Annotated in this window: 22 protein-coding genes and 1 pseudogene; 10 read left to right on the top strand and 13 right to left on the bottom strand. The window is 62.0% G+C overall.

Annotated elements, in window-relative coordinates; all coding sequences use genetic code 11:
* The first annotated feature begins 242 nt into the window (after positions 1 to 242).
* Positions 243 to 1,223, top strand: coding sequence for an L-histidine N(alpha)-methyltransferase (gene egtD, locus SB772_RS22525; RefSeq protein WP_410835417.1), 981 nt, complete (start codon positions 243 to 245; stop codon positions 1,221 to 1,223).
* A gap of 103 nt (positions 1,224 to 1,326) precedes the next feature.
* Here the strand turns inward: egtD and SB772_RS22520 are convergent, their stop codons facing one another.
* Positions 1,327 to 1,620, bottom strand: a complete 294-nt coding sequence (locus SB772_RS22520; RefSeq protein ID WP_410835416.1) for an acylphosphatase — start codon at positions 1,618 to 1,620, stop codon at positions 1,327 to 1,329.
* Between the two features lie 245 nt (positions 1,621 to 1,865).
* On the opposite strand from SB772_RS22520, the gene hpnA reads away from it, so the two are divergent.
* Positions 1,866 to 2,876, top strand: coding sequence for a hopanoid-associated sugar epimerase (gene hpnA, locus SB772_RS22515; protein WP_410835415.1), 1,011 nt, complete (start codon positions 1,866 to 1,868; stop codon positions 2,874 to 2,876).
* 137 nt (positions 2,877 to 3,013) lie between these two features.
* Complete coding sequence (locus SB772_RS22510; RefSeq protein WP_410835414.1) at positions 3,014 to 3,565, top strand: hypothetical protein; 552 nt, start codon at positions 3,014 to 3,016, stop codon at positions 3,563 to 3,565.
* Between the two features lie 96 nt (positions 3,566 to 3,661).
* Here the strand turns inward: SB772_RS22510 and SB772_RS22505 are convergent, their stop codons facing one another.
* Together SB772_RS22505 and SB772_RS22500 are read right to left on the bottom strand one after the other, a co-directional pair.
* A complete protein-coding gene (locus tag SB772_RS22505) occupies positions 3,662 to 4,834 on the bottom strand; it encodes a glycosyltransferase (RefSeq protein WP_410835413.1) in 1,173 nt (390 codons plus the stop codon).
* Positions 4,835 to 4,929: 95 nt separating this feature from the next.
* Positions 4,930 to 5,082 (bottom strand): annotated as a pseudogene (locus SB772_RS22500) (squalene/phytoene synthase family protein); the annotation flags it as partial.
* Between the two features lie 333 nt (positions 5,083 to 5,415).
* Here SB772_RS22500 and ispH point away from each other — a divergent pair.
* The gene (ispH, locus tag SB772_RS22495) at positions 5,416 to 6,360 is read left to right on the top strand and encodes a 4-hydroxy-3-methylbut-2-enyl diphosphate reductase (protein ID WP_410835412.1); all 945 of its coding nucleotides are present in this window, start codon (positions 5,416 to 5,418) and stop codon (positions 6,358 to 6,360) included.
* A 10-nt stretch (positions 6,361 to 6,370) separates the two neighbouring features.
* Positions 6,371 to 7,522: an adenosyl-hopene transferase HpnH gene (gene hpnH / locus SB772_RS22490; RefSeq protein WP_410835411.1), complete on the top strand. Its 1,152-nt coding sequence runs from the start codon at positions 6,371 to 6,373 to the stop codon at positions 7,520 to 7,522.
* A gap of 145 nt (positions 7,523 to 7,667) precedes the next feature.
* On the opposite strand, the gene SB772_RS22485 is transcribed toward hpnH, so the two are convergent.
* A complete protein-coding gene (locus SB772_RS22485) occupies positions 7,668 to 8,273 on the bottom strand; it encodes a phospholipid-binding protein MlaC (RefSeq protein ID WP_410835410.1) in 606 nt (201 codons plus the stop codon).
* A 204-nt stretch (positions 8,274 to 8,477) separates the two neighbouring features.
* Here SB772_RS22485 and SB772_RS22480 point away from each other — a divergent pair, with 204 nt between their 5' ends.
* Together SB772_RS22480 and SB772_RS22475 are read left to right on the top strand one after the other, a co-directional pair.
* Complete coding sequence (locus tag SB772_RS22480) at positions 8,478 to 11,093, top strand: MMPL family transporter (protein ID WP_410835409.1); 2,616 nt, start codon at positions 8,478 to 8,480, stop codon at positions 11,091 to 11,093.
* A gap of 2 nt (positions 11,094 to 11,095) precedes the next feature.
* Positions 11,096 to 11,983, top strand: coding sequence for a VacJ family lipoprotein (locus SB772_RS22475; protein ID WP_410835408.1), 888 nt, complete (start codon positions 11,096 to 11,098; stop codon positions 11,981 to 11,983).
* A gap of 293 nt (positions 11,984 to 12,276) precedes the next feature.
* Here the strand turns inward: SB772_RS22475 and SB772_RS22470 are convergent, their stop codons facing one another.
* Positions 12,277 to 12,405 (bottom strand): hypothetical protein, encoded by a 129-nt coding sequence (locus tag SB772_RS22470; protein WP_410835407.1) that lies wholly within the window; start codon positions 12,403 to 12,405, stop codon positions 12,277 to 12,279.
* Between the two features lie 291 nt (positions 12,406 to 12,696).
* On the opposite strand from SB772_RS22470, the gene SB772_RS22465 reads away from it, so the two are divergent.
* Together SB772_RS22465 and SB772_RS22460 are read left to right on the top strand one after the other, a co-directional pair.
* Positions 12,697 to 15,030, top strand: coding sequence for an RHS repeat domain-containing protein (locus SB772_RS22465; protein ID WP_410835588.1), 2,334 nt, complete (start codon positions 12,697 to 12,699; stop codon positions 15,028 to 15,030).
* A gap of 1 nt (position 15,031) precedes the next feature.
* Positions 15,032 to 15,403 carry a DUF6984 family protein gene (locus SB772_RS22460; protein WP_410835406.1) on the top strand — a complete coding sequence of 124 codons (372 nt, stop codon included), beginning with the start codon at positions 15,032 to 15,034 and terminating at the stop codon, positions 15,401 to 15,403.
* A 449-nt stretch (positions 15,404 to 15,852) separates the two neighbouring features.
* Here the strand turns inward: SB772_RS22460 and SB772_RS22455 are convergent, their stop codons facing one another.
* From SB772_RS22455 to SB772_RS22420, 8 genes are all read right to left on the bottom strand, one after another.
* A complete protein-coding gene (locus tag SB772_RS22455) occupies positions 15,853 to 16,266 on the bottom strand; it encodes a DUF6984 family protein (protein ID WP_410835405.1) in 414 nt (137 codons plus the stop codon).
* A 134-nt stretch (positions 16,267 to 16,400) separates the two neighbouring features.
* Complete coding sequence (locus tag SB772_RS22450) at positions 16,401 to 17,144, bottom strand: phosphorylase (protein WP_410835404.1); 744 nt, start codon at positions 17,142 to 17,144, stop codon at positions 16,401 to 16,403.
* 3 nt (positions 17,145 to 17,147) lie between these two features.
* Complete coding sequence (gene shc, locus SB772_RS22445) at positions 17,148 to 19,172, bottom strand: squalene--hopene cyclase (RefSeq protein WP_410835403.1); 2,025 nt, start codon at positions 19,170 to 19,172, stop codon at positions 17,148 to 17,150.
* Entirely contained in the window at positions 19,169 to 20,434 is a 1,266-nt protein-coding gene (hpnE, locus tag SB772_RS22440) for a hydroxysqualene dehydroxylase HpnE (RefSeq protein WP_410835402.1), read from the bottom strand. The genes shc and hpnE overlap by 4 nt, the downstream gene beginning before the upstream one ends.
* Before the next feature lie 4 nt (positions 20,435 to 20,438).
* Positions 20,439 to 21,287 (bottom strand): presqualene diphosphate synthase HpnD, encoded by an 849-nt coding sequence (hpnD, locus tag SB772_RS22435; protein ID WP_410835401.1) that lies wholly within the window; start codon positions 21,285 to 21,287, stop codon positions 20,439 to 20,441.
* 249 nt (positions 21,288 to 21,536) lie between these two features.
* Positions 21,537 to 22,475, bottom strand: coding sequence for a diguanylate cyclase (locus tag SB772_RS22430; protein ID WP_410835400.1), 939 nt, complete (start codon positions 22,473 to 22,475; stop codon positions 21,537 to 21,539).
* The gene (locus SB772_RS22425) at positions 22,472 to 23,095 is read right to left on the bottom strand and encodes a chemotaxis protein CheC (RefSeq protein WP_410835399.1); all 624 of its coding nucleotides are present in this window, start codon (positions 23,093 to 23,095) and stop codon (positions 22,472 to 22,474) included. Before SB772_RS22425 ends, SB772_RS22430 begins: the two co-directional genes overlap by 4 nt.
* Entirely contained in the window at positions 23,088 to 23,456 is a 369-nt protein-coding gene (locus SB772_RS22420) for a response regulator (protein WP_410835398.1), read from the bottom strand. Before SB772_RS22420 ends, SB772_RS22425 begins: the two co-directional genes overlap by 8 nt.
* A gap of 691 nt (positions 23,457 to 24,147) precedes the next feature.
* Between SB772_RS22420 and SB772_RS22415 the strand changes: the two genes are divergently transcribed.
* Positions 24,148 to 26,427, top strand: a complete 2,280-nt coding sequence (locus SB772_RS22415) for an ATP-binding protein (protein ID WP_410835397.1) — start codon at positions 24,148 to 24,150, stop codon at positions 26,425 to 26,427.
* The last annotated feature ends 104 nt before the right edge of the window (positions 26,428 to 26,531 follow it).

Below are 26,531 nucleotides of genomic sequence, written 5' to 3'. Positions count from 1 at the left end.
CACTAGAACATAACTTCACGCGCAGCTAGCAACGCTGAAGTCGTCACGCCGAACCTCGTTGCACAAGCGCGAATCTTGCTGCGAGTCTTGCAGCATCGATCCTTCGGTCCGGGAATAAACGCCATCGCGTCACGGCGAATCCGGTCCGCTTCTCTCTGCGCAGCGCGCATCAAGTGCTTTCATCGCACATGCCGCCGCCCGGTCAGCACCGACGACCACCGAATGTGACTACTGGAGCCAGCATGACCCAGCCAGCCCTCTCGTACGACGTATCACCCGACCTACGCTCCGCCTTTGCCGCCGCCGTCCGCGCCGGACTCACCCACGCACCGCAGAAGGAACTGCCGTCGAAATATCTGTATGACGAAGTCGGCTCGGCGCTGTTCGAGGTGATCACCGTGCTGCCCGAATACGGCGTGACGCGCGCCGAAGAGCGCTTGTTGGCGAAGCACGCCGCAGACATCGTCGCGCATCTGCCGCATGACGTCACCGTCGCCGAACTCGGCAGCGGCAGCGGCCGCAAAACGCGGCGCATTCTGGAAGCGCTGTGTAAAAAGCGCCCCACTTCATACTGTCCGATTGAAATTTCGCGCAGCGCATTGCAGTTGTGCAGGCGCGAGCTCGGCGACATCGAACGGATTTCGATTGTCGGTTACGAGCGCGATTATCTGGCGGGCCTCGCCGAAGTCAGCAAGAACCGCGCATCGGACGAACGCTTACTTGTACTGTTTCTCGGCAGCACCATCGGCAATTTCGGGCGGCTTGCGGCCACGCGCTTTCTGCGCGACATCCGCAACATGCTCGCACCCGGCGACGCGTTGCTGCTCGGCACCGACCTGATCAAGCCCACGCCGGTGCTGGTCGCGGCTTACGACGATTCGATCGGCGTGACCGCGTCGTTCAATCTGAACCTGCTGGCGCGAGTCAATCGCGAACTTGACGGCGACTTTCCGCTCGACGCGTTCGAACACGTCGCGCGTTTCAATCCGGATGCGCGCAGCATCGAAATGCATCTGCGCGCGAAACGCGACGTCACAGCCCACGTGGGCGCCGCGCAACTGACGGTCACGCTGAAGGAAGGCGAAACGATCTGGACCGAGAGCAGCCACAAATATCGCACCGAAGAAGTGCCCGCGATCGCGGACGACGCCGGCTTCGCTTGCAGCCATCAATGGATCGAAGGGGAATGGGGCTTTGCGGAGAGCCTGCTGATCGCGCGTTGAATTGATCGACTCAGCGACCGGCGCAGTCATCTACGCAAAAACGGCAAGGCGGCGCGACATCAGTGTGATGCCGCGCCGCCTTGCCGTTCCATTACGCGCGTCCTCAGTGCTGCTCGAAACGCTCGTAACGCTTTTCCGTCAAGCGCTCTTCGCCGGCGACCTCGGTCACCCGCGCAGCCGGCGGCCCGTGACGCAGCCATGACAGCATCCGGTCGACCTGGTTGGCCGGTCCTTGCAAGATGGCTTCGACTGAACCGTCGTCGAGATTCGCCACCCATCCCTTGATTCCGAGCGCGTGCGCCTGCCGCACGGTCGCGTGGCGAAAGCCGACGCCCTGCACCATGCCGCGCACCCGCACGTAATACGTTTCGATCCGCGAATCCAGATCCGGGGCCATGCCGTCTTCTCCTTGTCGACCGGAGTTAGCGCTTTAGCGCTTACTCCGGTCCCATGCAACGCTGTCGACCGGAGTTAGCGCTTTAGCGCTTACTCTGGTCCCATGCAACGCAATCTTTCAAGCCGGCATTTTAGTCGCGTCGCGGCGAGATTGCTCGGCGGCTTGCTCGCCAACTTGCGCGAGGCCACACGCAGCGCGCGCGCCACGTACAATCCGTCGACTGTCACGCAGGAAATGGGAAGAGAATGACCGAACAGAATCGCGATCTCGTGCTTGTGACCGGCGCATCCGGCTTCGTCGGCTCGTCGGTGGCGCGCATCGCGCAGCAGAAAGGTTTCAAGGTGCGCGTGCTGGTGCGCGCCACCAGTCCGCGTCAAAACGTCGAGGCGCTGGATGCGGAAATCGTCGTCGGCGATATGCGCGACGAAGCGTCGATGCGCATCGCGCTGCGCGGTGTGCGCTATCTGCTGCACGTCGCCGCCGATTATCGCCTGTGGGCGCCGGACCCGAGCGAAATCGAACGCTCGAACCTCGAAGGCACCGAGGCCACGATGCGCGCGGCGTTGAAAGAAGGCGTCGAACGCATCGTCTACACGAGCAGCGTGGCCACGCTGAAGGTCACCAGTTCCGGCCAATCCGCCGACGAAACCTCGCCGCTCAAAGCCGATCAGGCGATCGGCGTCTATAAGCGCAGCAAGGTGCTGGCCGAACGCGCGGTGGAACGGATGATCGCCGAAGAGGGCCTGCCTGCGGTGATCGTGAATCCGTCCACGCCGATCGGTCCGCGCGACGTTAAACCGACACCGACCGGACGCATCATCGTCGAAGCGGCGCTCGGCAAGATACCCGCGTTCGTCGATACGGGTCTGAATCTCGTGCACGTGGACGACGTGGCCGCCGGCCATTTTCTCGCGCTCGAACGCGGCAAGATCGGCGAGCGCTATATTCTCGGCGGCGAAAATTTGCCGCTCCAGGCGATGCTCGCGGATATCGCCGCGCTGACCGGCCGCAAAGCGCCGACGCTGAGTTTGCCGCGCTGGCCGCTCTACCCGTTGGCGGTAGGCGCTGAAGCGGTCGCGAAGATCACGAAGCGCGAACCGTTCGTCACCGTCGACGGCTTGAGGATGTCGAAGAACAAGATGTACTTCACGTCGGCGAAGGCAGAGCGCGAGCTCGGCTATCGCACGCGGCCGTATCGCGAAGGCCTGAGCGATGCGCTCGAATGGTTCAGGCAGGCGGGCTATCTGAAGCCCTGACGCTTGCATGAAAATCAGGCCGGGCCACACGATCCGGCGCGGCCTGCACGCATTTTGTTACAACGTCACTTTGTTTGCGACAGGTAAAAGCCTACGCGCAGCAGGTAAAATCGTGGGTCTTACCAGAGAAACCTCGCATGAATCTTCATGAACAGCTCGGCGCGCTGGAAATGGGCGTCGATCAGCTCATCCAGGCTGTCGTGGCCCCGCAGGCCGAAAACATCCCCGAGACATCCGCAGAAACTGCCGCGCCGCAAGCGCCGGTGGATCACGTCACCACGCTGGAATCCGTAGCGGACGGCGCTGCACCTGAAGCACCGGCAGCAAAAACGTCGGTGCCAGCCGAACAGCCGGCCGCGCACATCCAGCCGACGCTCGAAATCAACCGCCCCGCTCAGAACGAGATCACGATGACGATCGGCGGCCAGACAGTCGCATTGCGTGCCGAGCAGATCGGGCAACTGATCGAGGAATTGTCGAACGCGCGCGCGTCGATGACGCCGGAGCCGCCTCCGGGCATTCCGCCCGGCTGGCGCTTCGTCTCGACGAAGAACCCGGTCATGGCGGTGCAGAAACAGTCGAATGGCGACCGTCTGCTGGTCATGCGCCACACCGGCCACGGCTGGGTGCCGTTCACCTTCTCGCCCGACATGGTGATTCAGCTGTATATGCTGCTCACCAAGGGGTGAGATGAAAAAGCGGCGCTCGAGAGCGCCGCTTTCCTTTGTCATCCGGCAAATCCGCGTCATACGTCATTGCGCATTCGCGCGCTTCAGTGCACCTCTTCAGCGCTCCTGCACCGGCGCCTGCACGCGCGCCTTCCATTGACCGCCCTTGCCGCGCCAGTACCGCACTGCCGACGCAAACGTCGCCCCCACATAGAACAGCGCGACCAGCGGCAGAAACGGTGCCCACAACGGCGAGCGGCGGTAGTAGCGCAGCATCGGCGCATAGGCGCAGCACATCGCCGCCCAGGCCAGCCACGCGGGCCAGCCGGTCGGACCGAGCAGCAGCGCGGCGACGGGCGGCATCAGATAGATGATCGCCATGCCCGCCAGGGTGCCCACCAGCAGCAACGGCGAGTAATGCAGTTGCGTGAATGCGGTGCGCGCGATCATGTTCCAGATCTCGCGCCAGCTATCGTATGGACGCAGCGACACGCTGCGCGCCGCCACATCCAGTCGAATCGGATGACGCCCGATGCCGCGATGCTTGATACGCACGGCGAGGCTGCAATCGTCGATCAGTTCCGCACGGATCGACTCGATGCCGCCGGCTTCTTCGAGCGCGCTGCGGCGGACCAGCATGCAGCCGCCCGCCGCCGCAGCCGTGCGATTGCGCGGGTTGTTGACCCACGCGAACGGGTACAGCTTGGCGAAGAAAAACACGAAGGCCGGAATCAGCGCCTTTTCCCAGAACGAATCGCAACGCAGACGGACCATCAGCGAGACGAGGTCGCGCTGTTCCGCCTCTGCCCGGGCGACGAGCTGGGAGACAGCGTCGGCGGGATGGCCGATGTCGGCGTCGGTCAATAACAGGAAATCGGCAGGCAGATCGAGCGTGCGTACCGCCTCGATGCCTTGCGACTGCGCCCATACCTTGCCGGACCAGCCCGGCGGCAGCGGCTTCGCGCTCAGCACCGTCAGACGGTCCGCGCATTGCAGTTGCAAGGCCGCGGCGCGGGCGGCGTCGGCGGTGCCGTCGGTGCTGTGGTCGTCGATGACGATCACGTGGAATTCGCCGGGATAGTCCTGCTGAAGCAAGGTGGTGACAGCCTCGGCGATCACATCGACTTCATTGCGCGCCGGCACGACCGCCGCGACCGCCGGCCATGTTTCGCGCGGCTCGAGTGTCAGCGGCACGGCAGGACGCGCCCGCCAGAAACCGCCACGCGCGAACAGCAACACGCACCAGATCAACAACGACAGACACGAAAGAAGAAACAGAACCACCGCCATTAAGCATTACCCTCGATTGGACGCGCCTGCGCGCCGACGCGCCGCGACAGCCACATAGCCATGGTGCGCGCCGCCACGCACCAGTCAAAACTGCTCAGCACAGGCCGCTCGGCCGGGCTCCAGTCGCCTTCGTCGACGATGTCGCCGGCAGTGCGGGCAACGTGATAGATAATGCCGGCTGGCGCGCGCAGCGCCTTTGGCAGCAACACGCTCGCGACCGGAAAATTTTCGTAGTGATCGACGTCCATCCAGCGAGCCTCGGTTTCATTCTGTATTGCGGCGGCAAACGTGTGCCACAGGACCCGTAGTTTAAGGGTTCCGATAAACCGGTGCAGCGTGTAATCATTGCTGCGCGAGACGCGGATGCCCCGCCCGACGGCGAGCCGGCGGCTGCGGCGCCGGCCCAACACCTGGGCGGCGCGCCAAAGCAAATCGGCCGCGATAGCGTTAGAATGCGCGTTTGGTTTTGCTGTACCGGCCCTTACGCCGGACTCAAAACATCAACTAAATATGAGGTCGCGGCGATAAAGTCATTTTTACCGACTTCTTCGAAACCCGCGTCAGTCGGAGTTCGCCAACTTATGCGAGTCATCCTTGCTCAACCCCGCGGCTTTTGTGCGGGTGTTGTTCGTGCGATCGAGATTGTCGATCGCGCGTTACAGCAACACGGCGCGCCCGTGTACGTGCGCCACGAGATTGTCCACAACCGCCATGTGGTCGACAATCTTCGCCAAAAGGGTGCGCGCTTTGTCGAAGAGCTCGATGAAGTACCGCAAGGCGCCGTGGCGATTTTCAGCGCTCACGGTGTTGCGCAAACGGTCGAGCGCGACGCGGAACAGCGCGGGCTCGACGTGCTCGACGCGACCTGCCCGCTGGTCACCAAGGTTCATGTGCAGGGCCGCCAATATGTGGCCGGGGGGCGCACGCTGATCCTGATCGGCCACGCCGGGCACCCGGAAGTCGAAGGCACGATCGGGCAGATTCCCGGCACGGTGCTGCTGGTGCAGAGCGAAGCCGAAGTTGCGCGTCTGGATCTGCCCCTCGATACTCCGCTTGCGTACGTCACGCAGACCACCTTGTCGGTCGACGACACTCGCGGCATTATCGATGCCTTGTTGCGCCGCTTCACCGACATCGTCGGTCCCGACACGCGCGACATCTGCTACGCGACGCAAAACCGTCAGGCGGCGGTTCGCGAGCTGAGCAAGCAGGTCGATGTGCTGCTGGTGGTGGGCGCAACCAACAGTTCGAACTCGAACCGGCTGCGCGAGATCGGCAGCGAAAGCGGCGTCGCGAGTTATCTCGTCGCCGACGGTTCGGAAGTGAAGCCGGAGTGGTTTGCGAACGTGCAAACCGTCGGCATCACGGCGGGCGCTTCGGCGCCGGAAGAAATGGTGAAGAACGTAATCGATGCGCTGCGCGCATTGGGGTCCGTCGGGGTCACGACGATGGCGGGCCGCGAAGAAAAAGTCGAATTCAAGTTGCCATCGAAACTGATGCAACCACTCGCTGCACGCGAAGTTTAAGGAGGACGTCTTGTCTATTCCGCTGCTACAGAAAGTCCGGGTTGGCTCATACATCATGCGTCAGCATCTGTCAGGCAACAAACGGTACCCGCTCGCGTTGATGCTGGAGCCGCTGTTCCGCTGCAATCTTGCCTGCAATGGCTGCGGCAAGATCGATTATCCGGATCCCATCCTGAACCAGCGTCTGTCGCTCGAAGAGTGCCTTGGCGCGGTCGACGAATGCGGCGCGCCGGTGGTGTCGATTGCAGGCGGCGAGCCGCTGCTGCACAAGGAAATGCCGCAGATCGTGAAGGGCATCATCGCGCGCAAGAAGTTCGTGTACCTCTGCACGAATGCGCTGCTGATGGAAAAGAAGATGGACGATTACGAGCCGAATCCGTACTTCGTCTGGTCGGTTCACCTGGATGGCGACCAGCAGGCGCACGATCACTCGGTGTCGCAGGAAGGCGTGTACGACAAGGCTGTCGCCGCGATCAAGGAAGCGAAGCGCCGTGGTTTCCGCGTGAACATCAACTGCACGCTGTTCAACGACGCGGTGCCGGAACGTGTTGCAGCGTTCTTCGACACGCTGGGCCCGATGGGCGTGGACGGCATCACCGTCTCGCCGGGTTATGCGTATGAGCGCGCGCCGGATCAGCAGCACTTCCTGAACCGCGACAAGACCAAGCATCTGTTCCGCGAGATTTTCAAGCGCGGCAACAACGGCAAGAACTGGTCATTCAGCCAGTCGGCAATGTTCCTGGATTTCCTGGCCGGCAATCAGACGTACGAGTGCACGCCGTGGGGTAATCCGGCACGTACCGTGTTCGGTTGGCAGAAGCCGTGCTATCTGGTCGGCGAAGGCTATGTGAAGACCTTCAAGGAACTGATGGAAACCACGGACTGGGATAACTACGGTACCGGTAACTATGAGAAGTGCGCCGACTGCATGGTGCACTGTGGGTTTGAAGCTACCGCGGTGATGGATACGGTTGCGCATCCGTTGAAGGCTTTGAAGGTGAGCCTTCGGGGGCCTAAGACTTCGGGTGCTTTTACCAAGGATATTCCTTTGGATAAGCAGCGTCCCGCAGAGTATGTCTTTTCTCGACACGTCGAGATCAAGCTGGATGAAATCCAGCGGGCTGGTAAGGGCAAGAAGGTGCAGACGGCTTCTGCACACTAAGATTGGGTTTTTGGGGCGGTTTTGCATGCCCCTTACCCTGCAGGTTTTTGAAAGCGCGGTGGCTTTGTTGCTATCGCGCTTTTTTGTTGGTCTTTTTTGCCTGCGCAGCGCAGGCAAAAACCCACCCAACCGCTACGCGCAAAATCTACCCTGCGCTGCGCGCATTATGAGCGGTCAAAAACTTGATCAGCCCATCAACCCCGCCTTTTGAAAGCTGGTCGGCAAACTGCGTTTGATAGACCTGAATCAGCCAGGCCCCCATCATATTGATGTCGTAAACCTTCCAGCCGGAGGCACTCTTAGTCAGCCGATAATCGATGGAATCATCGCCGCCATTACTAATAACGTGCGACTGCACCACCACATCCTTGGCGCCGGCAGGCACACTAACCGGTAAGAACTTGAACTTCACATCCTGATCCCGCAACTGCGACAGCGAAGAAGCATACGTCCGCACGAGCAGGATCTGAAACTGCTCATACAACTGCTTCTGCTGCTCGGGCGTGGCAGTACTCCATGCCTTGCCTACAGCGATCCGCGTGGTCCGCTGAAAATCCGTCGCGGGCACGAATCGTGTTTCCACCAGTTCGGTGATCTTGTTCATATCGCCGCCGCGCGCCTGCGGATCGGCCTTCATTGCGGCAACAGTGCCTTCAACGGCACTCTTCACCACCGCATCAGGCGCGCTTTGCGCGTACGCCGCCGTGGACATCACAGCCGCGGCCAGAAAAGCAGTCAAATAACGTTTCATACGCTCGTCAACACCTGAGAAGTAAGCCCCGGCAAGCCAACAAGCCGGCTGCGAAAGCAGGATAGACCAGTATACCGAGATTGCGTTCCCACCCTGGCCCTTTAAGCCCGGCGGCACCCTTGCCGCCGAATACGAGCCGGCTCTGTATACTTGTGCACTTTCGTCAAAAACACCATCCGTGATAAGAAGGCCCCCTCCGCCTACATGCTGAAGTCATCTATCGTCCGTTTCGTCGCCTATTCGGTGCGCCATCCGATAAGCGTCATCGTCCTCTCGCTCGTGCTCGCGGTCCTGAGCAGCTTTTACGTCGTCCATCACTTCAAGATCAACACGGATATCAGCCGTCTCGTCGAGACCGACAAGGAATGGTCGTCGCTCGGCGACGCCCTGGACACGGCCTTCCCCCAGCGCGGTCAAACCGTGCTGGTCGTGGTCGAAGCCCGTGCCCCGGAATTCGCCGACGCCGCCGCTAACGCGCTCACCGCCGCGCTGAAAGCCGACCCGAAGGAGTTCGTCGCGGTTACGCAACCGGCCGGCGGCCCGTTCTTCGAACACAACGGCCTGTTGTTTCCGTCGACCAATGAAGTCCTGTCGACCACCTCGCAGTTCGTCCAGTCCCGGCCGCTGGTCAACGCCCTCGCCCACGATCCGAGCTTGACCGGCCTCGCTGGCACGCTCACCACGAGCCTGCTGCTGCCGTTGCAAATCGGTCAGGTGAAGCTCGCCGACATGAGCCATCTGCTGTCGCAAAGCGCGACCGTGCTCGATCGCGTGCTGGCTGGACAGCCGGCGGCGTTTTCATGGCGCGCGCTGGTCGACACGAGCACCGCCACCGATCCGGCGCGCGCGTTTGTTACCGTGCAGCCCGTCCTGAACTACGACGCCCTCGAGGCGGGCGCAAGCGCGTCGAAGGCCATCCGCGACACCGCCGCATCGCTGCACCTCGATACACGCTACGGCGCAACCGTCCGTCTGACCGGCGAGCAGCCGCTTGCCGACGAGGAATTCGCCTCGGTCCAGGACGGTGCGGTGCTCAACGGCATCGGCACCTTTATCGTCGTGCTGGTGATCTTGTGGCTGGCGCTGCGCTCGGGCCGCATGATCCTCGCTGTGTTCATCACGCTGTTCGTCGGCCTCGCGATCACCGCCGCGCTCGGCTTGATGATGGTCGGCGCGCTCAACATGATTTCGGTCGCGTTCATGGTGCTGTTCGTCGGGCTCGGCGTCGATTTCGGCGTGCAGTTCGGCGTCAAATACCGCGAGGAACGCAATCGCGACGACCGCCTCTCCGCCGCGCTCGTCCACACCGCGCACAGCATCGGCGTGCCGCTCACGCTCGCGGCGGTCGCGGTCGCGGAAAGCTTCTTCTCGTTCCTGCCGACGGCTTATCTCGGCGTGTCGGAGTTGGGCAAGATCGCCGGCGTCGGCATGTTCGTCGCGTACTTCACCAACATGACGCTGCTGCCGGCGCTGCTGAAAGTCTTCAACCCGCCGGGCGAAGCCGTGTCGCCAGGTTTCCCGCGACTCGCGCCCGTCGACGATTTCCTCGATCAACACCGCAAGCCCGTGCTGATTGCGACGCTTATCGTCGTGATCGGCGCAACGCCGTTGCTCACGCATTTGCGCTTCGACTTCAACCCGCTGCATCTGAAGGACCCGCACACGGAATCGATGGCGACGCTGCTGTCGCTGAAGGATTCGCCGGAAGCGGCGGTCAACAATGTGCAAGCGCTGGCGCCGTCGCTGGCGGACGCGGACCGCATGGCCGAGCGTCTGCGAACATTGCCGGAAGTGGGCCGCGTGACTACGCTCGACACTTTCGTTCCGACTGAGCAGCAGCAAAAACTGATGCTGGTCGCGAGCGCCGCGCAGCAACTGTTGCCCGCGCTGACGCAGCAGCCCGCGCAGCAAGCCACGGACGCGGTGCGCGTCGCCGCGTTGAAACGCGCGTCGAACCAGCTCGCGCTCGCCGCCGACGATCACCCGGGCCCCGGCGCCGCCGAAGCCAGGCATCTGTCGGCGACGCTGCAAAAGCTGGCCGCCGCGGACGCCGCCACGCGCGAGCGCGCCGAAACCGCGATGTCGGAACCGCTGCGAATCGCGCTGAAGCAACTGGCGGATCTGCTGCAACCGACCGAAATCACCCGCGACAACCTGCCCAAGGAGATCTCCGGGAGCTGGGTTTCCAAGGATGGCCGCGCGCTCGTCGACATCGCGCCGAAGGTCAAGCCCGGCACCGATCCCAATGACGACGCGATGCTCGCCCGCTTCGCGCACGCGGTGAAGAAGGCCGAACCGGGCGCGATCGGCGGGCCGATTTCGATCCTGCATTCGGCCGACACCATCATCAAGGCGTTCATACAAGCGGCCGGCTACGCGCTGCTGACCATTGCGATTCTGCTGTGGATTGCGCTGCGCCGGATCGGCGACGTGCTGCGCACGCTGGTTCCGCTGCTGGTGTCGGCGCTGGTGACACTGGAATTGTGCGTGGTATTCGGCATGCCGCTGAACTTCGCGAATATCATCGCGTTGCCGCTGATGCTGGGCGTCGGCGTAGCATTCAAGATTTACTTTGTCATGGCGTGGCGCAACGGTCAGACTGGCCTCTTGCAGTCGAGCCTCACGCACGCCGTGCTGTTCAGCGCGGCGACCACGGCGACAGCGTTCGGCAGCCTCTGGCTGTCGCATCATCCGGGGACCTCCAGCATGGGACGCCTGCTGGCGCTCTCGCTGTTTTGCACGCTGATCGGCGCGGTGGTGTTCCAACCCGTACTGATGGGCAAACCGCGGCCACGTCGCGCGAAGAAAAAAGGAATTTAAGCATGAAGCTGCGAACCACCGCGCTGGCGCTCGTCGCCACCGGTCTGATCTCTGGCTGTGCGACCGGTCCCGACCGCAAGCCTGGCGACCCGTTCGAACCGGTGAACCGGGTCATGTTCAACATCAACGACGGCGTCGACCGCTATGTCGCTGTTCCGGTCGCGAAGGGTTATCAAAAGGTCACGCCGCAGCCGTTGCGCACGGCGGTGAGCAACTTCTTCTCGAATCTCGGCGACCTGACCAACGCCGCGAACAACCTGTTGCAGTTGAAGATCACAGACGCGACCGAAGACTTCGTTCGCTTCGCGTTCAACTCGACCTTCGGCCTGGGCGGCCTGCTTGATTGGGCGACACCGGCCGGCCTGCCGAAGCACCACCAGGACTTCGGCCTGACGCTCGGCCACTGGGGCATCCCATCGGGCCCGTACCTCGTCTTACCGCTGTTCGGCCCGAGCACGGTACGCGACAGCATGGGTCTGGTGGTGGACGTGAAGTTCAACCCGTTGAACTACATCGAACCGGCGGAGCGCAATCCGCTGTACGTGTTGCAGTTCGTGAGCGTGCGCTCGGACCTGCTGGGCGCGACGGACCTGCTGCAACAAGCCGCGCTCGACAAATATTCATTCGTGCGCGATGCCTACACGCAACAGCGCAAAGCGCGTCTGCGCGGCACCAGCGACGGCGCGGCGCCGCCGCCGAACTACGAAGATCAGGATGACTCGGGGGCATCCACGGCGCCCGCCAAGGGCGCCTCGGGCAGCGCGCCAATCGGGCTGCCGAACTACACCGACCCGGGTGCCGCCGCGGAGGCGCCGAACGCGGCCTCCGGAAGCGCCAAGGGTGCGCCGGCGGGGATCAAGCAACCGGAGACAACACCGGCCGTCCAGTAGGACTTGGGTAACCCCGCCCAGCTTGCGAAGCGCCGCCGGAAGAATGACCGACTTGTCACTAGGGTCAAATGTGCGACGACATAGATCAGGTGGCGGCCACTCCGGTGTCATTACAGAAATACCCGCTTAGCACCTGCGGTGTAAAACCGCTTTCTTTCGCTTTCCTTGCGGCGGCGGACAAAGAAAAGTAGGTGCCGCCCCGACGCATCAACGCAACCGGCCGCGCGATATACGCGCGCGCCGGGCCCAAGCACAACACGCTATTCTTCACCGCTCATTTCAACTCCCGCACGTCAATCCCCCAGAGGCGCATCCAGTTCTACGGCCGCCCCCACGTCAATCTGCGAATCGTTGATCGTGTCGTGGTCGACGATGACCCGCATGGCGTTATCGCCTTCGTCGCAGACGGTCACATTCGTCATTTGTCTCCTGAGTACTGTCCGAATCGAACAGTTATGGCGCGGGATTGCGCACCGAATTCATTATGAATTTCTGATATCGCCAGTCGGGTAGACCTGGGAGATCACTCTCCCAGGTCTACCCGACTGGTCCGATGTCAACGCAATCGGATTTTTTCGGAATTGTCGGATTTCAAAATATTTCAATCTCCTTAAAAGTGCTTACGCCTCTCTTGGCTAATTGAACAATTAAAGGAAGTTTTGAATTTTCAGGGCGGCTTAGCTGGGGTCGTACGCCGCCTGCTGCCCGCATTCATGCTGCTACTGGCTGCGCCCAGCGCGAACGCCGAAAGTGGAGACGGCATCTGCGCGGGACTCTATGTGAGGTCGGGAGCGATACAGGGAACCTCGACATGTTACGCAAACGCGTGGGGCAACACCTCGATCAACATGAGCAACCACTACTGTGTCAATGAGCCGACGAGAATCAAAAGATGGTGTGGAACGGCACCTGATGACACCGACATGGATAACAGTTGTCCGGTGGCTGATCCGGTCTACGCTAGCTCAGGGGCTACGACAGTTTCCGAAGTTGACTTCCTTAGCGGTGACGACAGGCCACTTGTATTCCGCCGAACCTATCGCGCGCGTCCAGTAACGCGACCCGATTCGGGTTTCGGATCGCTATGGTTTCACAACTGGCAACGGCAATTGAATCTGGTGAACCTGAATCGGATCCCGTCTCAAGTTATTGCTTACCGGGAGAATGGCAATCCTGTCACGTTCAGCAAGGTAGCGGGTGAGTGGCGTCCCGTAGATGGCACACCGCTAGCTCTTGCGCAAGGTACGTCGTCATGGACACTCAAGGACCTGACTTCCGACAGCAACGAGACCTACACAGCACAAGGTGCACTTCTGTCCGTCACTGAACATGACGGCCGGGTCTCTACACTTACCTACAGTGACAACAATACCCCTGGCACCGTAGCGCCAGCACCCGGCTTGCTGGTGCCGATTGCCGACCATGCGCCCGGAACTAACCCCTTTGTCGATATCACCATTCGTCTGTCCTACGACGCGAAATGGGGCATAACGCAGATGGAGGATTCGACGGGAAATGTTACGCGATACGGCTATGACGCATTTAACAACCTTATATCGGTAGCGTGGCCAGATGGCAATGTCCGTCGGTATGCCTATGAAGACGCGCGCTTTACCAGTGCATTGACAGGTGTCATTGATGAGACCGGTTCACGCATTGTAACGTGGACGTATGACGCAACCGGGCGCGCCACTTCGGCAACGCATCCGGACACTACGCGCAATGTTGCTTTTGCATATGGCAACAACGTGACGACTGTTACCAACAGTCAGCGCTCGACGACCGTGAACTTTTCCCCCATCAGCGGCGCATTGCGCCTCACGGGAAACGACGCCGGCTATAGCATGGGTTGGGATGCAGCAGGCAACCTGATTTCCGAAATCGCTCCGTATGGAAAGAATATCCAGTACGAGTACGACCAGTTAAATCGCCCCATAAAGGCAACCTCTCGGACCAAATGGGGCACAGCGATAACAACGGTGCGCTACGCCGATTCAACGAGCCTGCGCCCATATATGGTTGCATCACCGGGTTGGATGCGCGCATATGTCTATGACAGTAACGGAAATCCCACTGGTATCAGCGAACAGCCCACTGCTGACGCAACAGGTGCGGATGGATTCGGAGCGAAGGTTGCTGATGGACTCGTTCGAACCTATGGACTGTCCTACGACTCATCAAACTCGTTACTGTACGCTGAGATGTATGAAAGCGGAGTCCAAACCGGCTCGTGGGGCATTACCCGTGATGCCTATGGAAATCTGCGAACCATCCACGAAAGAAAGACGGGGAATGTGTACGGAGTCATGCTCCGTGACAAGGCGCACAGAGCCATTAGGATTACCGGTCCTGGTTTTGATGCGAATCCTGTCTACGACAGTCGCGGACGCGTCGCGAGTTTCCTGCTTTGGGAGCCCGCAAGTCCTCTAAACGGAAACGTTCAACGTTACCTGAAGGTCGATTACAACTACTCACCTAACGGGACAATTGTCAGCCGGACCGGAACCGTATCGACCAATCTTGGTCCTGATGTAGCGATCGATAGCGATGAGATTGATAAGTGGCTGGGCAACTACGAATCGGGCGTGATCCCGGTCGGCCCACCGGCCAATCTCCTGGGGTGGGTAAAAGGCTTGCGGTTTGTGCCGGAGTCAGGGCTCGAGCCTGTCTGCCCTGAGTGTGTGCTTTATGCTGGAGCACGCGCGGCATGGCTGATATTTCAGCTTGCCAGAGACCCGATGTGGTCGGCGAAGAACGGGATTCAACAGGCGACCGAGGCAAAGCAATGCAAGCCTACGGGTGCCAATAGTGCTGAAGGAATTGTATTCAAGCGGGAACATTACATAGAGCGCGCGAAGAAAGATAATCTGGATCTGGATAAAGCCGAGGGTATGGTCGCCGACGAGGTGGCTAAGATTCGTTCCGAAATGTCTCCCGGCGAGCGTAACATTGGACGAATCGAAGTCGATGGGAAATCCGTCGAGTGGAGGGCATTCATGCGCCCGAACGGCGAAGTTAACGTAGGAACAATTTTTGTGATTCATTGATATGCGCCGCGAGCTAACTGATTCGGAACAAACATTCATTCGTGAGATTGCCGCGCGGCTTGGCAGCGTCGATGGTGCAACTCTTATGAGTGACTTGGAAAACGCTACCGCCGAACCCACTCTAGACGATGGTTCTATGATCTATTTCCATATCAACGGCTACGACCGGCCAAAAGAACGGGGGCAACATACGTACCCATACGAAGGTACTGTCAAAGATGCGGACGGCGCAGCCGTAGATGTTCTCCTGTTTGCTGATCCTGCTGGCCGTCTTTATCAGTTGGAGTACTTACGTTGGGGGGATGGGCCGTTGCAAGAACCCGATTGGACTTCGCTGAAGATTGTGCATATTAGCGAACGAGGAAAAACCTGACACTCCTTGGAACCTCAAAGTCAGGCTTAACAAAAAAGCGCGAGAAATCGCGCTTTTCTCTGCATGCGGCGCGGTGGCCGTTCCCTGGAAGTTAGTGCTACATTGCCACCTGTCGTGCATTGGCGGCGACGGGGGGCCAGCCGCGTCAATTCGGAATCTCTTTGCCAAACGCGCTGCGAGTAAAACGTGTCGTCTCGGCGCGACTTGCGCTTCCGGACTGGTGCATATATGCGGGACGAGAAGCGTCCAACAGTTGATCTCGGAAAGCTTATCGGCCGGAAGTACGCCAGAACAAAAAAAGCCACCGTCGCAGGCGACACCCCTAAGCAGCAAGACCAACCACTACGCTTCGCGGCTTGAGCAAGTGGCTGAAGCAAGCTGGGTTTGTCTGTTGTTCGGATGTGCTGCATCAATCAAAAAGGCGCGATTGCTCGCGCCTTTTTTGTTATTTACGGATTCGCGGCACCGTTTTTTGCCGCAATCACGTCAGGTACGAATCGAAGCGTAGACCAGTTTGGGGCTTGCAATGCGTCCCCGTCCCACCGCAGATATTCAAGCTCGAACAACCGATCTGCCGGGTCGGCGAACAGCAACAACTGCATCTGCGACCCATCTTTATCTTCCATCGCTCCTTCAACTGGAAATAGTCGCTGCCCGACATAGGGTGCACGCTGATATCCAACGAGATGAAATCGGACCAGTGCCCCGTCTGCCAGCAGAGGTTCGGCCTGCGCTCTGGACAAGTCATCCATTAACCTATCGCGCGCTTCGACGCCGAGTCGGTTAGCAACGCCACAGATGAAGGATTTTTCGTGACTGGTTAGTTCTCGAAGCATATCAATGTACCGGAAAGAGAGTTCCAACGTTCGCTATGCCGTTTGGTCGCGTAAACAATCGGAATTCCACAAGCACACCATCAACGGTCGTTCTTCCGACTGTGTAGGTATTGGGTAGCATGTCGGGCATCATGCCGCTTACGATATCGGCGACTTGGCCTTCAGCGTTCGCGACGTTCACGCCACATCCGCAAAGCTCCAGCCTCACCCATCGCATGCCGCGCCTGAACCAGCGAAGTCCGAGCCGCCCGGGCATCGACAGCAACCTGAATCAGCGCCCCGATCTGCGACGGCTGCCGCAGCAACTCCCGCAGAATCGGCGCAAGCGCAGTACTCCCATCATCCCGCAGACCAGCCGTAGCCGCCGCAGGCAACGTCCGCCAGGCCGGATCGACAATCGCCCGGCACACGGCAAACGGCAAACCATGCGCCGCCGCAGCAGCCCCGGCAATATGCGATTCCATATCAACGGCCAAAGCACCGGTCGAGCGATGCAACACGCGCTTATCGTCAGCGCTGACCAAAGGCGCAGTAACGGCCGCCATCGAACCGCGCCGCAGTCGCGCCACAAGCGGCCCAACTGCCAACGCCGCGGCCAGCCTATCCGCCCACCGCGGATCGGTTTCGAGCCGCCCAAACGGCCCTTCGACCGCATCCGCGACGATCAGCGTGCCCGGCTCCAGATCGGGCGCCAAACCACCCGCCGTGCCAAAACTGACGATCCCCGAACACCCACGCGCAACCGCCGCGCTTAGCGCGCGCTCCAGCAAATCGGCACGCGCGGCGTACACCGCCTCGACGCCCTTGCCGCGCGCGATGCGCGCCTCGAACGCCATGCCTGTCACCGCGATCACCGGCAAGGTACTGCTGCCGGCACCGGATAACGGCGTTGTCGAAAAAGGCATCCGTTACATCCCGACCGCGACGCGCGTCAGCCCGTTACGTTTCAGATGCCGGAAGCGCGCCAGCGCCCACAACGGGAAGAACTTGCGATAACCGTGGTAGCGCAGATAGAACACGCGCGGAAAACCGGTCGCTGTAAAGCGCGTTTCGTCCCACAGACCATACTCGCGCTGCTCGCGTTGCAGATACTCGATGCCGCGCGCGACCGCCTCGTGATTCACCTCGCCTGCCGCCATCAAACCCATCAGCGCCCATGCCGTCTGCGAGGCCGTGCTCGCCGCGCGTTCGTAGCCGCGGTAGTCGAGCTTGTAGCTCTCACCGCCCTCGCCCCAGCCGCCATCGTCGTTCTGGATCGACAGCAGCCACTGCGCGGCGCGCTTGATACGCGGGTCGTCGTGCGGCATGCCCGCAGCGTTCAGCGAACACAGCGCGGTCCACGTGCCGTAGATGTAGTTCAAGCCCCAGCGCCCATACCAGCTGCCGTCCGATTCCTGCTCCTTCAGCATGTAATCGAACGCGCGTTGCGCCGGTTCGCTGCTCGCCGGCAGTTCGCCGAGTTGCGCGAGCATCGACAGACAGCGCCCCGATACGTCCGCGGTCGGCGGATCGAGCAACGCGCCGTGATCGGAGAACGGAATGTTGTTCAGGTAGTACTGCGTGTTTTCCGGTTCGAACGCACCCCAGCCGCCGTCGCTGCTCTGCATGCCGACCACCCATTCGCGCGCCCGCGCAATGGCTTCGCGATCGACATCCGATTGCGTCAGCGCCGCTGAACGCTGCATCGCCATCGCGACCACTGCCGTATCGTCGACGTCCGGATAGTGCGCATTGTTGTACTGGAACGCCCAGCCGCCAGGCCGCACGTTCGGACGGCGCGAGATCCAGTCGCCGCGCACGTCGAGAATCTGCAGCGGACGCAGCCACGCCAGCCCGCGTTCAGCGGCCTGCTCGGCATGCGCTTCGCCGGTTTCGAGCAACGCATGCGCGGCGAGCGAGGTATCCCACACCGGCGACAAACACGGCTGGCAATACGCTTCGTCATCCTTGATAACGAGCAGCTTTTCGATCGACTGGCGGGCAACCGCGCGATTCGGATGATCGGCCGGATAGCCGAGCACGTCGTACATCATGACCGAATTGGCCATCGCCGGAAAAATCGCGCCGAGGCCGTCTTCGCCGTTCAGCCGTTCATCGACGAAGGCGACCGCCGCGCGCACCGAGCGTTCGCGTGTCGCTTTCGGTAACAGGCCGTCGACCGCGCGCAGCATCACGTCCACGCCGCGGAAAAAGCGGAACCAGCCGAGGTGCTGATGCGGTGCCCGCTCACGCATGCCGGTATTGACCGGTGCGCCGCGGAACAGCTCGTCGATGCGCACGCGGCGCGGATTGCGCGCGACCGGCCGCTTCGCGTTGAGCACCAGCAGCGGCACGATCACCGTGCGGGCCCAGTACGACACCTTCGACAGATGGAACGGGAACCACATGGGCAACAGCATGATCTCGACGGGCATCATCGGCACCGCGCGCCACGACACCACCCCGAACAACGCGAGCAGAATCCGCGTGAACACGTTCACCGTTTCCGCGCCGCCGTGCGCGAGAATCGCTTCGCGCGCGCGGACCATGTGCTCGGCGTTTTCAGGATCGCCGATCATCTTCAGCGCGAAATACGCTTTTACGCTGGCGCTGATGTCGAGCGCGCCGTCGGTGAAGAGCGGCCAGCCGCCGTTCGCCAGCTGGATGCGGCGCAGGTAGCGGGCGATCTTCTGTTCCAGTTCCAGGTTCGGCGTTTCGCCGAGGTAGTGAACCAGCAACACGTATTCGGCGGGAATCGTCGCGTCGGCCTCGAGTTCGTAGACCCAGTGGCCGTCCGGCTTCTGTGCGGCGAGGATCGCATCGGTCGCGCGCGTGATCGCGGCGTCGAGCGAGGCGACGGATGCTTGCGGCACAACGGCCGGCGCGTCAGGCGACGCATCGGCGAATTCAGGCAGGACGGCGCCCAATTGCCGGGCTTGAGATAAGTCGTTCATCGGCGTTCCATCGGTTGATTCAGCAGCATATCCGCGGCCTTCTGGCCGGAGCGGATCGCGCCTTCAATCGTCGCAGGCAGGCCGGTGGCCGTCCAGTCGCCCGCGAGCATCAAGTTATTCCAGCGAGTACGCGTGCCGGGCCGCAGCGTTTCCTGATCCGGCAACGCGGCAAACGTCGCGCGTTTTTCCATCACGACTTGCCAGGCCGGCATCGGTTCGGCCGGCAAACTGGCCGCTTGGGCGACTTCGGCCCAGACGGTTTTCGCCAGCGCTTCGGGTGGCGTGTCGAGCCATCGATCTGCGGCGTTGATCGTCACGGAGAGCCGGCCATCGAATGCGAACAGCCAGTCGGCACTCGCGTTGAGCAGCCCTGTGATCAGCGGCAAACCGAACGGCGGCTCGACCGCGAAGTGCACATTGGCGATCGCGGCGAAGCGATTGGGCGCGCGCAAGCCGGGCACGAGCGTCTGCGCGATATCCGGTGACACCGCGAGGACCACGGCCTGGTTCGCATCGATCGCGATGCTTTCATCGGCGAACTTCAGTGACGACACGCGACCGCCGTCCGCAAACTGAATGTCTTTCAGGCGCGAACCGAGCCGGATCGCCGCACCGCCATGTTGCAACAGGCGCAGCGCCGGATCGACAAAGGCGCTGCCCAGTCCGTTACGCGCCACCAGAGGCCGGCACGCCTGACCGCCGGCGATGAAGGTCTCCCTGACCATCGCCGCGGCCAGCTCCGCCGAGGCTTCGCGCGGCTCGACGTTCAGCATCGTGAGAAACAACGGCCGCAGCATGCGGTCCCACAGCACGCCGTTACAGCGCATGGTCTGTGCCATGCTGCGGCCAGGTTTGGCGAACAGCAGCGGCGCAAGCGTCAGATAGTCGGTCGGGCCGGTGTTCGGCACGCGTGTGTTCGGATCGAAAATCCACCAAGGCAAGCGGCCCGGCGACATGCGCACGGTCCAGCGCGCCCGCGTGGCCAGATCCACGAACGGATAGTCGGGCTGGGCCGGTCCGGTCAGTTCATCGGCGGCGCCGATCGCACGGGCATAGTTGAGCGTCGCGTAGTTGCCGGACAGCACCAGATGATTGCCGCTGTCGATGGTCGCACCCAGCGTGCTGTCGTAATACGAACGGCAACGGCCGCCCGCCTGGGACAACGCTTCATGCAGTACGACTTGCGCCCCGCGCCGCTGCAATTGCACCGCAGCGGCCAGACCGGCGAGGCCCGCGCCGATCACGTGTACGAGCTTCTGCATCAGCTCAGAAGAGCGCGTATCGCGCGACGATCCACAGCAGGCGCAGGCGCGGCTTGCTGACCTTCGTACGCGGAATGTCGAAGCCGCGATCGAGCGTGCGTTCGAGCAGCACGCGATAGACGCCCGACATGATGCGCGGCGCGCGAACGTGATTGCGCGGCTCGCGGTCCATGATCGCGTCGGAGGCGGCGAAATGCTTCCTGGCGCGCTCGGCGAGCGTCGCGCACACGCGCGGCAGCGACGGATCGTCGGCGATCTGCGCCGGACTCGTCACGGCGATGCCTTCGCGCGCCAGCAATTCGTGCGGCAGATAGCAGCGGTTGATGCCGGCGTCTTCGTCGATATCGCGCAGGATGTTGGTCAGTTGCAGCGCGCGGCCCAAGTGGTGCGACAGCAGGCGGCCGGGCTCGTCCTGCATCCCGAATATCCTCACCGATAGACGGCCGGCCGCGCTCGCGACACGGTCGCAGTACAGGTCGAGCATGGCTTCATCGGGCGCGCAGATGTCGGCGGCGGCGTCCATCGCCATGCCGTCGATCATCGCGTGAAAATCTTCGCGTTGCAGGTGGAACGTATGAATGTGCCGCGTCAACGCACGCAATGATGCGCGGGGCGCACCGGCGTAGCACGCGTCGATGTCGGCCCGCCAGCGCTCGAGCGCGGCAGCGCGCTCGGCGCGCGGCAGATCGCTGTCGGCGATATCGTCGACGGCGCGGCAAAAGGCGTAGACCCGATACATCGCGTCGCGCTGCGCGGCCGGCAGGATGCGCATCGCGAGATAGAACGAGCTGCCGGACGTGGCGGCAGCGGCGTCGATTTCTGTATCGTCCACGACAAGATTGGAAGCAGCCAAGACGATCTCCGCTGGAGGCGCCCGCTGAAAGGCGTTCAAGAATTCATGCTTACCCGCAGGGCAAGCGGCCCGCGCGCGCGGACACGCGCGAAACACCCGGCCGGGATGCCGGAAACGGCGAAAAGTATAACAACCTTTGTGAGATGCCGCAGTTCTGGGGACGAATAAGGGGTCTGAAGCGGACCCGCACTCGCCGGTGGCCTCGCATCCGATGGCGCGCGGCGCAGGCAAAAACCGTCGGCGTTGGCGTCAGATAAATGCAACCGACCGGTTGCGTCCCTGCCGCTTCGCGCTGTAAAGCGCCGCGTCGGCTTCGTTGATCAGCACGTCGTACGCCGGCACGCCCACGCGCGCCGCCGCGCCGCCGACACTCGCCGTCACCGGCACGCTCGTGCCCTGCACTTCGACCGGCGTGTCGCCAATCGTCTGGCGAATCTTTTCCGCCACCCGCATCGCGTCTTCAAGCGGCGTACACGGCAGCAGCAAGGCGAACTCCTCGCCGCCGAAACGCCCAAAGGTGTCCTGCGCCCGCACCACCTCGGCGACCCGCTGCGCCATCACGCGCAACACCGTATCGCCGACGCCGTGACCGAACTGGTCGTTGATTTTCTTGAAGTGATCGAGATCGAACAGCAGCACGGACATGTCGCCGCCGTAACGCTGCCAGCGCGTGTATTCGTCGCGCAGGCGCGCTTCGAAGTAACGGCGATTGGCGATCCCCGTCAGACCGTCGCGGTCCGCATATTCCTGCAGCTTGGCGACCGCCTCCTCGCGCTCGCGTTGCACGATGCTGACGTGCGTGACATCCGAGATGGTCACGCATACGGCCACCACCTCGCGATCACGCGTAAGCGGCATGAAGGTGCAATCCTGCTGCATGAAATCGACGCCGCCGGTAATCGGCCGGTCGTGATCGAACTTGAACAGGTACGGGCGCTGTTCCCATGAACTGAACGCGAAACTGCCAAGCTGGAACACGCTTTCGATCTTGCGCGACAGCCACACGCGCGGCAGTTCGGGAAAATGCGTGAAGATCGATTTGCCGACCACCTGTTCCGCCGACAAACCGCTGTGATCCTGCATGAACCGATTCCACATCAGCACGTTCATCTCGCGTTCGAGCACGAAAATACCGAAGCCGACACGTTCGACAACCAGATCGCTCAACGAATCAGCGGAAACGTTCATAGGCTGGACAGGAGGGCGTCGAGCGCCTCGTTCATGTGGCGGATCGATTCTTCGGCCATCAGCATCACGAGATGCGCGCGGAAGCTCTGGTCTTCGAGGGCGAAATTCACTTCGACCAGCAACGCGACTTCCCATTGCAGCACGCCGGGCTGGAACACGTCGTCGAGCGTCATGGCTTCGCCGAGCAGACCGGGCGCCGAGAAAACCGGTGTGCGGCCGAGCTGGTCGAGAATGCACGACACGCACGCGCCCGTCAGCACGTTCGCGACATCGAACACGAGTTCGTTCTGGCTGACCGTCTCGTAGGTGGAGCGCGCGTACGGGTCGTTCACGAGCGAACACAGTTGCTCGAGGTTGTCGCTGCGGCAGATCACCAGCGCCTCGCCCTTGATATCGGAGCGAAAGCCCTGGCGCACCGCGCTGACCGTGTCTTCGATCCCGGTCATCTCGCGCAGCGCCTGCGCGGCTTCGCTCACCGCCACCATCTTCACGCGCGGCACCGACAATTCGATGAACGCGTCGAGCAGCCGTGCGAGGCGCGTCGCGGCTTGGCCCATCGCCAGATTGGCGACCTCCTGCAGCGCGTCGCGCCGATCTTCGTTGAGGACTGGCTCAGACATACAACCCGTACTCCTTGAGGATGGGTAGTACCGCCTCGGGCGTGACGGGCTTGGCGATGAACGCCGCGGCGCCGAGCGCGCGCACGCGCGCCTGGGCCACCGGCTGAACATCGGCGGAGACGACGATCACGAAGGTGTTCAGATCCTCATGCTGCAACGCTTCCAGCACCTGATAGCCGGTCATGTCCGGCATCGTCAGGTCGAGGAACATCACCGACGCTTTGCCTTCGCGATACAGAGCAAGCGCCTCGCGCCCGTTCGTTGCGTAGGTCACGTCGACATCCCAGTCCGACGGCAATGCCTTGGTGAGCACCTTTCGGGCAAGCAACGAATCATCGGCGATCACAATAGGCAAAGACATGGGCAGGTCGGAAAAACGAAATTGGCTCTTGCGCGTTAACGGCGGGTAGCGGCGATTTCTTTAGCGCGGGGTCTGTCGACCGGCGGCAAGAAGGACTGATAGAACTGATGCTTGCGGGAATGCAGGTTGCGAACGGCCGGGGAGCGCGCGCCGCGAGGCGCTTGTGGTGAAACCGCCGGGCACGCATGAATGCGTGCGCGCACGGTGGACGACGGCGATGACCGGCATGTTCGAAGCCTACCCCGTAGATGAATCTGCGCGGCTTCGGGGATCGGGCTGGTCCTCTTGCCGCGCGCGTGATTCCACGAACGCCGTCCATCACGCGTTGTGCGCGTTGTCTGGTGGCCCTCGCGGCCGATGTGTCCGAACGTGGCGGACGCATTATTTATCGTGGTGTCGATTTTCGAAGTAATTGGGCGGAAAGGCAACACGCCAATTTGGCCTACACTAATCAGATTTCCCCAATTAATGCTATTTTTTAAAATATTCCCGTGGGCCTTGGCGGCTTTCTTTTACCTTTATACTTTTGTGTACGTTTGCGCTTGCCGATTCGTCGCTGATTCAGAAGGCAGACAAATCTGTACAGCCATTTGCCGCAGCAACGACTCGCGTCGCCACGAGTCTATGCTTCTCTTATGATGATGCCGGCTTGCCGTTTTTTCGTCTTGCACGACCGTAGCGCTAATCGAAAATGACACCTGACCGGTCCGACCCGCCTCAAGCGAACCGCCTTTCCGCTAACGGGCAGGACAAGGCGTTGTTCCCAGCCGTGCCGGAACAGAATTTCCACGTCCGGCGCATGACGCTGATCGCGCTGCTGATCGCAGCGATCGTCCTGCCATGCGTGTACGTGGCGACGATGGCGTTCAACGATCTGCGCGCGCGCGAGGCCGACGCCACCGACATGACGCTCCGCACGGTGCGGGTCGCCGAAGAACACGCGCTGAAAGTGTTCGACATGAACGAGACGCTCGATTCGCGCATTGTCGATCTCACGCAAGGACTCGACGACAACGGCATTCGCGCCGGCGAATCCGCCATTCACGACAAGCTGCGCACGATGGGCGGCGGTTATCCGCAGGTGGCCGCCGTGTCGATCTTCGGCCGCGACGGCGACTTGCTCGCCAGCAGCCGTTTCTATCCGGCGCCGCCGATGTCGATTGCCGGGCGCGAAGATTTCACCGGGATTCGCGACGGCAAGGACATCGAGCACGTGTCGAAGGTGATGACGGGGCACGTTGCCGGCGAACAGGTGTTCAACATGGGCGTTGAGCGGCGCACCGCCGACGGCGCGTTCGCCGGGGTCGTGTCGGTCGCGCTGCGGCCCAGCTATTTCAGCGCGTTCTACCGTGAACTGTTGGGCGGCAGCGACAGCACGCCGATGACCATGAGCCTGATCCGCACCGACGGCGCGATCCTCGCGCACTATCCGCGCAGTCCGCGCGAGCCGGTGACGGTGTCGCCGCAGTCGCCGCTCGCCCAGGCGCTGGCGCAAGTACGGCGGGCGGGCGTCGTGAAAATGCGTTCGGACATCGACGGCGACACGCTGATCCTCGCGTACCGGCGCGTCGGCGCGTATCCGGTGTACGTGTCGTGCGGCTATCGCGCTTCGGCGATCTGGGCCGGCTGGTACCGGCATCTCAGCATGCTGATCCTGTCGATGTTTACGCCGTCGGTCGTGCTGTGGGGCGTGATCTGGCTGTCGTTGCGGCGCCTCGGCGCCGAAGAGGAGGCGTGGGAGCGCTGGCAGGCCGAGGCGTCGATGCGCCGCTCGATCGAGTCCGCGTATCGTCAGTCGCGCAAGATGGAGGCGCTCGGCAATCTGGTCGGCAGCGTCGCGCACGACTTCAACAATCTGCTTATGATCGTGTCGGCCAACGTGCAGATCGCGCGGCGGCGTGGCACGCCGGGGCTCGACCGTGAGATGTCGGCCATCGAGCGGGCGCTCAAGAGCGGCCAGTCGCTCACGCGGCAACTGCTTGGCGTCGCGCGCAAGCAGCCGTTGAGAAACGAGACGCTTGCCCTCGAACGCTGGCTGCCGGCGTGCCGCGAATTGCTGCGCGCGTCGCTCGGCGCAAAGATTTCGCTGGTGATGGATATCGGCGTCGAAGTCTGGCCGATGCGCATCGACGTGGCCGAACTCGAACTGGCGCTGATCAACATCGCCGTGAACGCGCGCGATGCGATGCCCAACGGCGGCCGCTTCACCGTGCGCGCCACCAATATCAATTTCCGTCACGAGGACGGCTTTCCGCTCACCGGCGACTTCGTGCAACTGTCGCTCGAAGACACCGGCGGCGGCATGCCGCCTGAAGTGCTCGCGCGTGCCTTCGAGCCGCTTTTCACGACCAAGCAGAAAGGCATGGGCACGGGTCTCGGACTGCCGCAGGTGTTTGCCTTCTGCGAGCGCTCGGGGGGCCTCGCGGCGATCGACAGCGCGATCGGCGCGGGCACGTCGGTGCGTCTCTATCTGCCGCGCGCCGCGGCGGCGCCTGAGGCTGAGCGGCCGGCCGAACCGGGCGTCGAAGAAACCGGCGCGCACGGTCTGCGCATTCTGCTGGTCGAGGATAACGACGAAGTCGCCGCCGGCACCGAGGCCTTGCTGCAGATGATGGGTCACCAGGTCACCTGGGTCTTCAATGCCGACACCGCGCTGCGCCTGTTCGACGACGCTCACGCGAAGCAGGCCCGCACCGGCGAGTCGCTGCCGTTCGATCTGGTGCTGTCCGACATCCACATGCCCGGCACGATGAACGGCATCGATCTGGCTGAAGCGGTGCAGGCGTTCGATACCAGGCTGCCGGTCATTCTGGTCACCGGCTACGCGGAAGAACTCGACCGCGCACGGCATGTGGACGTGCGCGTGCTGTCCAAACCCTTCGATATCGCGTTGCTCGACAAGCTGCTGCAAACGATCCAGCGCGATCTGGCGCAGTCGGGTACGCACCCGGCGGCTCACCCGGCTGATTAACGCTCTTCAGAAATCACCGTGATTTACCGGCAATTGTAAAAACGCCGCGGCTGCAACGGGCGACACACCACGCTTTTTGCCTTCCGAACGGGCGCGCACGGATA

Origin of the sequence: Paraburkholderia sp. SIMBA_030 (assembly GCF_046535245.1) — a bacterium.
Classification (GTDB): domain Bacteria; phylum Pseudomonadota; class Gammaproteobacteria; order Burkholderiales; family Burkholderiaceae; genus Paraburkholderia.
Note: the sequence above shows the minus strand (reverse complement) of the source record. Positions and strands in the feature narration are given on the sequence as shown.